Origin of the sequence: Streptomyces sp. NPDC050704 (genome assembly GCF_040654355.1) — a bacterium.
Classification (GTDB): domain Bacteria; phylum Actinomycetota; class Actinomycetes; order Streptomycetales; family Streptomycetaceae; genus Streptomyces.
Map to the genome: position 1 here is coordinate 1 of NZ_JBFAHW010000208.1, position 10,088 is coordinate 10,088.

General features: G+C 71.1%; 8 protein-coding genes. 5 read left to right on the plus strand and 3 right to left on the minus strand.

Features of this window, described 5'->3' with window-relative positions:
- Positions 1–180: 180 nt before the first annotated feature.
- A complete protein-coding gene (locus tag AB0I18_RS50415) occupies positions 181–1,107 on the minus strand; it encodes an ankyrin repeat domain-containing protein (protein WP_363112599.1) in 927 nt (308 codons plus the stop codon).
- Between the two features lie 98 nt (positions 1,108–1,205).
- The gene (locus AB0I18_RS50420; RefSeq protein WP_363112600.1) at positions 1,206–2,117 is read right to left on the minus strand and encodes a hypothetical protein; all 912 of its coding nucleotides are present in this window, start codon (positions 2,115–2,117) and stop codon (positions 1,206–1,208) included.
- A 173-nt stretch (positions 2,118–2,290) separates the two neighbouring features.
- Here AB0I18_RS50420 and AB0I18_RS50425 point away from each other — a divergent pair, with 173 nt between their 5' ends.
- Positions 2,291–3,115: a serine protease gene (locus AB0I18_RS50425; protein ID WP_363112601.1), complete on the plus strand. Its 825-nt coding sequence runs from the start codon at positions 2,291–2,293 to the stop codon at positions 3,113–3,115.
- 179 nt (positions 3,116–3,294) lie between these two features.
- On the opposite strand, the gene AB0I18_RS50430 is transcribed toward AB0I18_RS50425, so the two are convergent.
- Positions 3,295–5,106, minus strand: a complete 1,812-nt coding sequence (locus AB0I18_RS50430) for a beta-galactosidase family protein (protein WP_363112602.1) — start codon at positions 5,104–5,106, stop codon at positions 3,295–3,297.
- Positions 5,107–5,248: 142 nt separating this feature from the next.
- On the opposite strand from AB0I18_RS50430, the gene AB0I18_RS50435 reads away from it, so the two are divergent.
- From AB0I18_RS50435 to pepN, 4 genes are all read left to right on the plus strand, one after another.
- The gene (locus tag AB0I18_RS50435; RefSeq protein WP_363112603.1) at positions 5,249–6,187 is read left to right on the plus strand and encodes an AraC family transcriptional regulator; all 939 of its coding nucleotides are present in this window, start codon (positions 5,249–5,251) and stop codon (positions 6,185–6,187) included.
- Positions 6,188–6,198: 11 nt separating this feature from the next.
- The gene (locus tag AB0I18_RS50440; protein ID WP_363112604.1) at positions 6,199–6,624 is read left to right on the plus strand and encodes a chorismate mutase; all 426 of its coding nucleotides are present in this window, start codon (positions 6,199–6,201) and stop codon (positions 6,622–6,624) included.
- A 181-nt stretch (positions 6,625–6,805) separates the two neighbouring features.
- Complete coding sequence (locus AB0I18_RS50445; RefSeq protein WP_363112605.1) at positions 6,806–7,414, plus strand: response regulator; 609 nt, start codon at positions 6,806–6,808, stop codon at positions 7,412–7,414.
- Between the two features lie 71 nt (positions 7,415–7,485).
- On the plus strand, positions 7,486–10,026 hold the full coding sequence (pepN, locus tag AB0I18_RS50450; protein ID WP_363112606.1) for an aminopeptidase N: 2,541 nt from the start codon (positions 7,486–7,488) through the stop codon (positions 10,024–10,026).
- Positions 10,027–10,088: the final 62 nt, after the last annotated feature.

Sequence of the window (10,088 nt, forward strand, 5' to 3'; positions counted from 1 at the left end):
CGGGGGGCTGCGCCCCCAGACCCCCCTATCGGCCTGAACGGCCTCGTCCTCAAACGCCGGACGGGCTGGAGGGGGCAGGGGCGCAGCCCGCCCCCTCAGGGGCGCGGGGAACTGCGCGACCAGCCACAACCCCACCCGCACCCGACAACGCACCCCCGGTAGGGGCAGGGGCGAGGAATCTCAGTCCAGCAGCGCCAGCACATCCGTGCCGAAGGCTCGCGACAGCGGGTCCCCGCTGTCGCGCCACCGCGTGGCCACCCGCACCGTCTCCTCGCCGCCGCGCAGCGCCACGGCGGCGGCCGCCTCGGTCCAGTCGGCGTTGTGCCGGTCGCCGCAGCGCAGGGCGCGGTCGGCGAGAACGGGAACGGGCGTGACGATGCCCAGGGAGCTCTCCAGGAGCGTGGCGATGGCCGCGTGGCCGGTCTGCTGGTCGTTGCCCGCGGACGGGCGGCCGTCCTTCAGGAGATCCACCGAGACGGTCACGCCGCCGTCCTCGGCGACCCGGTGGGTTTCGTAGGTGTGGCCCGGGCCATAGGTTCGCTCCAGGCCGGCCCGCAGCTCAGCCTCCACGTCCAGGGTCAGCCATCGGTGGGCCTCCGCCAGCGCCTCGGAGCGGGCCGCGACTCCGGCCGCGAGGAGGGCACGTACGCAGCCGGGGGAGCCGCGGCGGGCGGCCGCCACCAGCGGCGGATCACCGGAGGGGGTCGGGCGGTCAGGGTCCGCGCCGGCCGCCAGGAGGTCCGCCACGACGGGAGCGTGACCCCGCTGGACGGCCCAGGCCAGCGCCGTGAAACCGAACTCCTCCACCAGGTCGGGCCGGGCCCCGGCCGCCAGCAGGGCGCGTACGACCTCCGTGTGACCGCCGCACGCCGCCCCGCACAACGGGGAGTCGGTGCCCCCACTGAGCCGGTCGGGGGCGGCCCCCGCCGCCAGGAGCAGGCGTACGACACCGGGCCTGTCGTCCACCGCCGCCAGGTACAGGACGCTCTGGCCGTCCTCGTCCACCGATTCCGGGCTCGCCCCGGCACGCAGCTGTCGTACGACCGCGTCCTCGTCACCCTCGTACACGGCCGTGAACAGACCGGCCGCCGGGTCCCGCACGTTCATCCCTCGACCTTCGCTCCGAAGGGGCGCGCGAGGCAAAGCCTTTTACGCACTCCGGCTCCGGCCTTTACGGACCCCGGTGTTCTACGGACCCCGGCGTTCTACGTGTCGCATTCCAGGACCGTGCGGCACAGGCCGCAGCGGGCCCGTACCCGGCCCCGGACCGGCACCCGGATCCGCTGGTGACAGGTCGGGCAGGGGAACGAGACACGCAGCGGACCGCGGCCGTGGCCGTCGGGCGTGAAGGCGTACGGGACGCCGGCCGGCGGGGACGGCACGGGGTGGTCCTGGGCGTGCCGGCGGTCCTTCGCGTAGCGGCGGCGGCCCGCCCAGCCGGCCGCGGTCAGCGGGGGCTGCTGCTCGTCGTGGCGGGCCCGGATCATGCCCTTCGTGTACGCCGTGTACGCCTGCGGGCTGGTGAACCAGGTGGCGGGGTCCTCGCCGAACACCAGGGACCGCTTGGCCAGCACGTACCCGAACTCCTCCGGCGTCAGATAGCCGAGCTTCTGCGAGGAGGCGGCGTCCTCCCGGTACGCGTCGAGCAGCAGCCAGCCCGCACCGAGATACGTCGTCGCCGTGTCCGTGAGGATCTCGTTGTCCCGGGTGCCGGGGAAGGAGAGGTCCAGGCGGTGCAGGTAGACGTGCATCACCTCGTGCGCGAGCGCGGCGCCGATGTCCCTGCGGTGGGTGCGGAAGCGGTCGTTCAGCTCGATGAAGTACTCCGGGCCCGCGGCCAGCTCGACGTTGGCCGCCTGCTGCATCTCGCGGAAGCTGATGATCATGCGGGCGTCCGGGAGCCGGTAGTGGCGCACCAGTTCGTGGGCCACCCGCTGGGCGCCCAGATGCAGATCATCGGTGTCGCAGAAGGCCACATCGGCGGGGGGCACGCTGGTGGCGAAGGTCTGGATCGTGTCGTACGAGAGCCGCTTGTAGAGCGCGGTGATCGCCGCCCGCACCATGTCCAGGTGCGGGTAGCCGTGCTGGACCGGACCGCCGCCGTTCGTCACGCCCATACCCCCAAGAGGCCGTGAACCCGATTCCACTCTAAGGGGAGGTGAGCGGATTTTCGCGTGCCGGGTTGCCTGGTGGGGAGCGTGGGACCGGCCCTTGCCGGGCATGCCCCATGATCTCCATACTGCGATCTTCATACCGCGAGGTGTTCAACCTCCCCACGAAAGGAAGTCTGTTGGCCGGCAGAACGCTCAGCCTCCTCAAGAGATCCGATCACAGGAATTCCGGGTACAGGAGTTCCGCTTTCAAGCGGGCCGCGGCCGTCGGTGCCGTCGCACTCGCGACCGTCAGCCTCCAGCCCGTCGCCGCGCACGCCGCACCCGTGCCGATCGTCGGGGGTGCACCCGCCGCGCAGAGCGAGTTCCCGTTCATGGTCAGCCTGTCCATGGGCTGCGGCGGCGCGCTCTACAAGAAGGACGTCGTCCTGACCGCCGCGCACTGCGTGAACGGCTCGGGCAACACCACCGGGATCACGGCGACCGCCGGAGTCGCCGACCTCGACGGTCCCGGTGCGATCAAGGTCAGGTCCACCAAGGTCCTCCAGGCCCCGGGCTACGACGGCCACGGCAAGGACTGGGCGCTCATCAAGCTCTCCCGGTCCATCGACCTGCCCACGCTGAAGATCGCGACGAACACCCGCTACAACAGGGGCACCTTCACCATCGCCGGCTGGGGCGACACCCGGGAGAACGCGGGCACCGGCTCGACGCGGCTCCTCAAGGCCAAGGTTCCCTTCGTCTCCGACCGCAGGTGCAAGCAGCGCTACGGCGGCCGGTTCGTCGCCGGGCAGGAGATGTGTGCGGGGGTTCCGCGCGGCGGGGTCGACACGTGCCAGGGCGACTCCGGTGGGCCCATGTTCCGCAAGGACGACAGCGGGGCGTGGCTTCAGGTCGGGATCGTCAGCTGGGGGTACGGGTGCGGGCGGCCGTTGGTGCCGGGTGTGTACACCGAGGTGTCCACGTTCGCGAGTGCGATATCCCGGGCGGCGGCAACGCTTTAGGGCGCGGCCGTTTACAGGGGTGAGGGTGGGCGTTCGTGGCTTTGACTGGGGCGCCTCCTGTGTTTAGCCGACTTTGAGCGTTGCCTTGGGGCTGTGTGTACCTGCCGGTCGTGGGGGTTGGGCGCGCAGTTCCCCGCGCCCCTGAGGGGCGCGCCTGACGGGGCGCCCCGTCAGACCGTTCACGCCAACCCGCGCAGGACCGGTGCCGACGGTTCGGTGGGGTTCGTGTTCGGTGTTGGCTCCTGGAGTTCCAGGAGCCAGACCTCGTTGGTGCCCTCCCGGAGTACCGGGCCGGGGACGTACAGGGACTGTTGTGGGCCGGTGGACCAGTAGCGGCCCAGGTTGAAACCGTTGATCCACACGAACCCCCTTGTCCAGCCCGGGAGTTCGAGGCAGGCGTCGCCCGCGCCGCGTACGGTGACGGTGCCGCGGTACAGGCCGGGGGTGCCCTCCCCGGAGGCCTGCCGGGAGAGCTGGGAGAACCGGAAGGGGCGGAAGGGCACCTTGTCGACGGCGTCGGGGTCGTCGAGGGTGTCCAGGCGCAGGCCCTGCGCGCGTACCCCGTGCAGGTACTGCCGCTCGTGCAGGACGCCGCCGGTGATGCCCTTCGGTTCCCCGGTCCGCGGGCCGTAGTTGACCCGTCCCAGGGACTCCACCCACAGCTCCACGCGCGCGGGCCCGCCGACCGGTTCCTTGAGCCGTGCCTCGTCCTCGGTGAGCACTCCGGCCGGCGCCCCGTCGACGTACACCACCGCCAGATCCCGCAGTCCTCGCACCGTCAGCGGATACGGCTGCCGCGGTCCCGGGATGTCGAGCGTGTAGCGGACCAGCCCCCGGTCCACGTCCACGTCCGGGTCCTCGAAGGCGGGCGGCACCGCGTGCTCGGTCTCGGGCCCGCCGAGCGTGTCGAGCACGGCGGACAGGGGGGCCCGGCCGGTGAGGTCCACGGTGGCGGGGGAGCTCAACGGGGCTGGTGGGGGCGGTAGTTCGGGCAGGGGGCCGTCCGCGTACGCGGCGAGCACCGAGCGGAACTCCCAGAACTTCGCGGTGGGACGCCCGTACTCGTCGATCGGCGCGTCGTAGTCGTACGACGTCACATCCGGCTCCAGCACCCCGTCGTGCAGGTCACCGCTCCGGTTGGCGCCCGCCCAGCCCGCGAAGTTCGTGCCGCCGTGCGCCATGAAGAGGTTGACCGAGGCCCCGCACTCCAGGATCTCCCGCAGCGCGTCCGCGGCGCCCCCGGGATCGCGTACGACGTGCTCGGCGCCCCAATGGTCGAACCAGCCGCACCAGAACTCCATGCACATCAGCGGTCCCGTCGGCCGGTGCCGGCGCAGCGTCTCGAAGGCCACGCGCGCGTGCGCCCCGAAGTTCACGGTGGCCAGCACACCGTCCAGCGAGCCGCCGGTGAGCATGTGGTCCTCGGGCCCGTCCGAGGTGAAGAGCGGCACCCGCACGCCCCCGGCGCGCAGCAGCTCGGCCAGCCGGCGCAGATACACCCGGTCCGAGCCGTAGCTCCCGTACTCGTTCTCCACCTGAACCATGATCACCGGGCCGCCGCGGTCCAGCTGCCGGGGCACGATCTCGTGCAGCAGATGACGGAACCAGCGCTCCACGGGCCGCAGGAACCCCTCGTGCCGCGTCCGCACCCGGGCGCCGAGCTCCCCGGTCAGCCAGTGCGGCAGCCCGCCGTTCTCCCACTCGGCGCAGATGTACGGCCCCGGCCGCACGATCGCCCACAGTCCCGCCTCTCGGGCCGCGTCCAGGAACCGGCCGAGGGCCCGCACGTCCCGGAATCGGCCCGGGCGTGGCTCGTGGAGATTCCACGGAACGTACGTCTCCACAGAGTTGAGCCCCATCGCCCGCAGCATCGCCAGCCGGTGCCCCCACTGCTCCTCGTGCACCCGGAAGTAGTGCAGCGCCCCCGACAGCAGCCGCACCGGCCGCCCGTCCAGCAGAAAATCGGTGTCCCCCACCGCGAACTCGCTCATGCGCACCACCCTCACCCCTGGCGGCGGCCCCGGTCCATGGACAAAGATCAGCGTTGATTGGACGCAAGGAGTGACTCAACAGGTGACGCGAGAGGTGACGCGAGGCCCCCGAGCCGGGCGGGTGGAACCAGGAGGAAAGCGGATGTACCACACCTGGATGCGGTTCTTCAGCCCTGGCCCCACCCACCACAAGCTGGGCCTCGTCTGCCTCGGTGTCGGCCTCCAGTACGGGGCACTGCCCACCGTCGGACCGCGCACCCTCGACCACCACGTGGCCGTCGTGGTGAGCACGGGCCGCGGCTGGTTCCAGGCCGCCGACGGACACCGCGTGCCGGTCACCGCACCCGCCCTGCTCTGGCTCACCCCCGGCGTACCGCACCACTACGGGCCCGACCCCGAGACCGGCTGGGACGAGGCCTTCGTCGACTTCACCGGGCCCACCACCGACACCTACACCGAACTCGGCTACATCGAACCGGCCCGGCCCGTCGTCCCCCTCTCCGACGCGGGCCCCGCCCGCTCCACCGTCGCCCGCATCGCCCGCGCCGCCCGCCGCGGCAACCCCCTCCTGGAAGTCGAGACCAGCGCCGCCGTCCACGAACTCCTCGTCACCCTGCGCCGCGCCCGCGCCGACACCACCCCCGACGGCCACCAGGTCCTGCAAGCCCTCGCCCGCGACGCCTTCAAGGCACTCTCCGTCGCCGACCACGCCGCCCGGCACGGCATGACCCCCGCCGAACTGCGCACCGCCGTCCGCCGCGGCGCAGGCTGCAGCCCCAAGGACTACCTCCTCGGCATCCGCCTCGGCCGCGCCAAGGAACTCCTCGCCGCCACCGAACTGCCCGTCGCCGCCGTCGCGCGCCGCGTCGGCTACGACGATCCGGCGTACTTCTCCCGCCTGTTCACCCGCCGCGTCGGCATGGCACCCGTGCGCTTCCGCGAACAACAGGGCCGTACGGTCCCGGGCGGCTGGAGCAACCAGGTCCCGGACCCCGACGATCCGCCGATGCTCCACTCCTCGGAAGCCGACCAGGAGCATGACGACCGAGCGACCGCACACCCCCTGGGGCGCGCCACGTAGGGTTGGCATCCATGACCACCAGCAACAACGGAAACTCGGGCAACCCGGGCGGCACGGACAGCACGGACGGTGTCGGCGGCACGGACAGCACCGGCGGCACGGGTAACGCCGCCGAGGTCGACCCGGCCGTCCGCGCCGAGCTCGCCCGGCTGCGCGAAAGCATCGACAACATCGACGCCGCCGTCGTCCACATGCTCGCCGAACGCTTCAAGTGCACCCAGCAGGTCGGCCACCTCAAGGCCGCCCACCAGCTGCCGCCCGCCGACCCGTCCCGCGAGGCCCACCAGATCGCCCGCCTGCGCCGGCTCGCCGAGAACGCCAGACTCGACCCGGCGTTCGCCGAGAAACTCCTCAACTTCATCATCGCCGAGGTCATCCGCCACCACGAACGCATCGCGGACGACCACATCGCGGACGACGCCAACTCCGCGCAGTAACCACCCCGGCGACACCCCGCGGCTACCGGCTGCCCCCACTTCTCACGCGGTTGTCAGTCCAACCTCTCGGCCTGCGCGCCGAAATGAGGCATCCTGCTGAGCACTCCTTGTCAGTGCACGAGTACTCCCTGTCAGTCGGTTCGGACATAAACTGGTTGTCCAAGCGAGGGGACTTCGCTCCATGCCGCCGGACGCAAAAATCCTCATAGTCGACGACCATGAGGACACCCTCTTCGCCCTGGAAAGCGCCCTGGCCCCGCTCGGCTACCGGCTGACGCGGGCGACCAGCGGGGACGACGCGCTCAAAGAAGTCCTGCGCGGCCAGGTCGGACTGCTCGTCCTCGACGTACGCATGCCCGGCGTCAGCGGCCTCGACGTCGTCCGCTACATGCGGGGTGTGGAACAGACCCAGCGCATCCCCATCATCCTGGTCACCGGCTTCGGCCCGGACTCCGAACTCACCTCCACCGCCTTCCGGCTGGGCGTCGCCGACCTCGTCATGAAACCCATCGACCCCTGGGCCCTGCGCACCAAAGTCCGCTACCTGTACGACTCCCACCGGCGCTACCAGTCACTGGAACGCGAAGTACGCGAACTGCGGGCCCTCGTGAAAGGCCAGGAACCCGCCGCACGCTTCGACCCCCGCGTACCCACCCAACGGCCCGCCGTCAGGGACACAGGCCGCGACACAGGCCATGACGTAGCCCGGGGTCCCGGCCGGGATGTCGGCAGGGACACCACCCGGGACACCGCCCGGGACGCCGTCCACGAACAGGACAAGTCCGCATAAACCCCGCAAGACCCGGCCCCGCGACCGACAGACCAGGCCGCCCCTGTGCCACGCCCCGCCCATCAGGCAGCATGTCACCCATGTCCGTACTGACTCGCGACGAAGCGCAGACCCGAGCCAAGCTCCTCGACGTCCACCGCTACCGGATCGAACTCGACCTGACACGCGGCGACGAGATCTTCGACTCCCGAACCGTCATCCACTTCACCACCCGCGCGGACGGGGACACCTTCGTCGAACTCAAGCCCGCCGAACTGCGCTCCGTCGCCCTGGACGGCCAACTCCTCGACCTGGACTCGATCTCCCTCGACGAGAACCGACTGCCGCTCAAGAACCTCACCGCGGGCGAACACGAACTGCGCATCGACACCACCATGCGCTACTCCCGCACCGGCGAAGGCATGCACCGCTTCACCGACCCCACCGACGGCGAGACATACGTCTACACGCAACTGTTCATGGACGACGTGCAGCGCGTCTTCGCGGCCTTCGACCAGCCCGACCTGAAAGCCGTCTTCGAACTCACCGTCACCGCCCCCAAGGGCTGGACCGTCCTCGCCAACGGCATCACCGAGCAGCAGGAGGACGGCAGCTGGCGGGCCGCCACCACCCCGCTGATCTCCACCTACCTCGTCGCCGTCGCCGCCGGACCCTGGCACTCCGTACGCACCGAACACCGCGGCCTGCCCTTCGGCATCCACTGCCGCCGCTCGCTGGCCCCCTACCTCGACACCGACGCCGACGAGATCCTCGACATCACCCGCGCCTGCTTCGACCGCTACCACGAGAAGTTCGAGGAGCCCTACCCCTTCGACTCCTACGACCAGGCGTTCGTCCCCGAATTCAACGCCGGCGCCATGGAGAACCCCGGACTCGTCACCTTCCGCGACGAGTTCGTCTACCGCTCCGCCGTCACCGACACCGAACGCCAGACCCGCGCCATGGTCATCGCCCACGAAATGGCCCACATGTGGTTCGGCGACCTCGTCACCCTGCGCTGGTGGGACGACATCTGGCTGAACGAGTCCTTCGCCGAGTACATGGGCTACCAGACCCTCACCGAAGCCACCCGCTTCACCGACACCTGGGTCGACTTCGGCACCGTCCGCAAGGGCTGGGGCTACGACGCCGACCAGCGCCCCTCCACCCACCCCGTCGCCCCCGACCCCGAAGCCGTCCCCGACACCGCCTCCGCGATGCTCAACTTCGACGGCATCTCCTACGCCAAGGGGGCTTCCGCGCTCAGGCAGTTGGTGGCCTGGCTCGGCGAGAAGGACTTCCTCGCCGGCATCAACACCCACTTCGCCCGCCACAAGTTCGGCAACGCCACCCTCGCCGACTTCATCGAATCCCTCGCCGGAGCCACCGAACGCGACGTCCATGCCTGGGCCGACGCCTGGCTGCGCACCACCGGCGTCGACACCCTCACCGCGTCCGTCACCGCCGAACCGGGGGAGTGGACCCTCACCGTCGACCGCGCCGGCAGCCGCCCGCACCGCGTCACCGTCGGCGTCTACGACCGCGACCTCAACGACGGCCAGGCCCTCGTCCTGCGCGAGAGGTACGAGACGGACATCCCACAGAGCCCGTCCCCCGACCCCCGCCCCGGCACCCGCCCCGCCCTCGTCGTCCCCAACGACCTCGACCTCACCTACGCCAAGATCCGCCTCGACAACGTCTCCGAGGAAACCGCAGTACGCGGCATCTCCGCCGTCCCCGACGCCCTCACCCGCGCCGTCCTGTGGAACACCCTGCGCGACATGGTCCGCGACGGCGACCTCGACCCCGCCGCCTACCTGGAAGCCGCCCGCACCCACCTCCCCGAGGAGACCGACCTCGCCATCGTCCAGGGCGTCCTCACCTTCGCCGCCACCCAGGTCGCCGACCGCTACCTGCCCGCCCACGACCGGCCCACCGCCCTCGCCACCCTCACCTCCCTGTGCCGCGACCTCATCCGCCGCACCGAGGACGGCTCCAACACCGGCCTGCGCCTCATCGCCGTACGCCACCACATCGCCGTAGCCGCCCAGCCCGACACCATCAGCGCCTGGTTCTCCGAAGGCACCGTCCCCGGCGGCCCCGAACTCGACCCCGAACTGCGCTGGCGCATCCTCGGCCGCCTCGCCGTCCTCGGCGCCATCGACGACGCCGTCATCGACGCCGAACTCGTCCAGGACCCCAGCGCCACCGGCCAGGAAGGCGCCGCCCGCTGCCGCGCCGCCCTCCCCGACCCGGTCGCCAAACGCGTCGCCTGGGACGCCATGTTCGCCACCGACGACCTCTCCAACTACCTCTTCACCGCCACCGCCCAGGGCTTCTGGCAACCCGAACAGACCGACCTCGTACGCGACTACGTCACCCGGTACTGGACCGACGCCGTCGCCGTCGCCGCCCGCCGCGGCCCCGCCATCGCCGACGCCGCCGGCCGCTGGGCGTTCCCGGTCCACGCTGTCTCTCCCGCCACCCTCCGACAGGGCGAACAGTGCCTGACCGAGGCCGACCCGATCCCGGCCCTGCGCCGCAAACTCGCAGACCAACTCGACGACCTGGCACGCGCATCCCGCGTACGGGAAGCAGCAGAGGCAGCACAGGAGGAGACACCGCAGGCCTAGGACCTGCTCCGATCCACCGACGCGACGGGCTGGTCCTGCCTCCTGCGACTCGCGAGAGTCGC

Excerpts from the sequence above, each read along its gene's own strand:
- AB0I18_RS50415 (WP_363112599.1), bottom strand. The coding sequence starts at position 1,107 with ATGAACGTGCGGGACCCGGCGGCCGGTCTGTTCACGGCCGTGTACGAG.
- AB0I18_RS50420 (WP_363112600.1), bottom strand. The coding sequence starts at position 2,117 with ATGGGCGTGACGAACGGCGGCGGTCCGGTCCAGCACGGCTACCCGCAC.
- AB0I18_RS50430 (WP_363112602.1), bottom strand. The coding sequence starts at position 5,106 with ATGAGCGAGTTCGCGGTGGGGGACACCGATTTTCTGCTGGACGGGCGG.
- AB0I18_RS50435 (WP_363112603.1), top strand. The coding sequence starts at position 5,249 with ATGTACCACACCTGGATGCGGTTCTTCAGCCCTGGCCCCACCCACCAC.
- AB0I18_RS50440 (WP_363112604.1), top strand. The coding sequence starts at position 6,199 with ATGACCACCAGCAACAACGGAAACTCGGGCAACCCGGGCGGCACGGAC.
- AB0I18_RS50445 (WP_363112605.1), top strand. The coding sequence starts at position 6,806 with ATGCCGCCGGACGCAAAAATCCTCATAGTCGACGACCATGAGGACACC.
- pepN (WP_363112606.1), top strand. The coding sequence starts at position 7,486 with ATGTCACCCATGTCCGTACTGACTCGCGACGAAGCGCAGACCCGAGCC.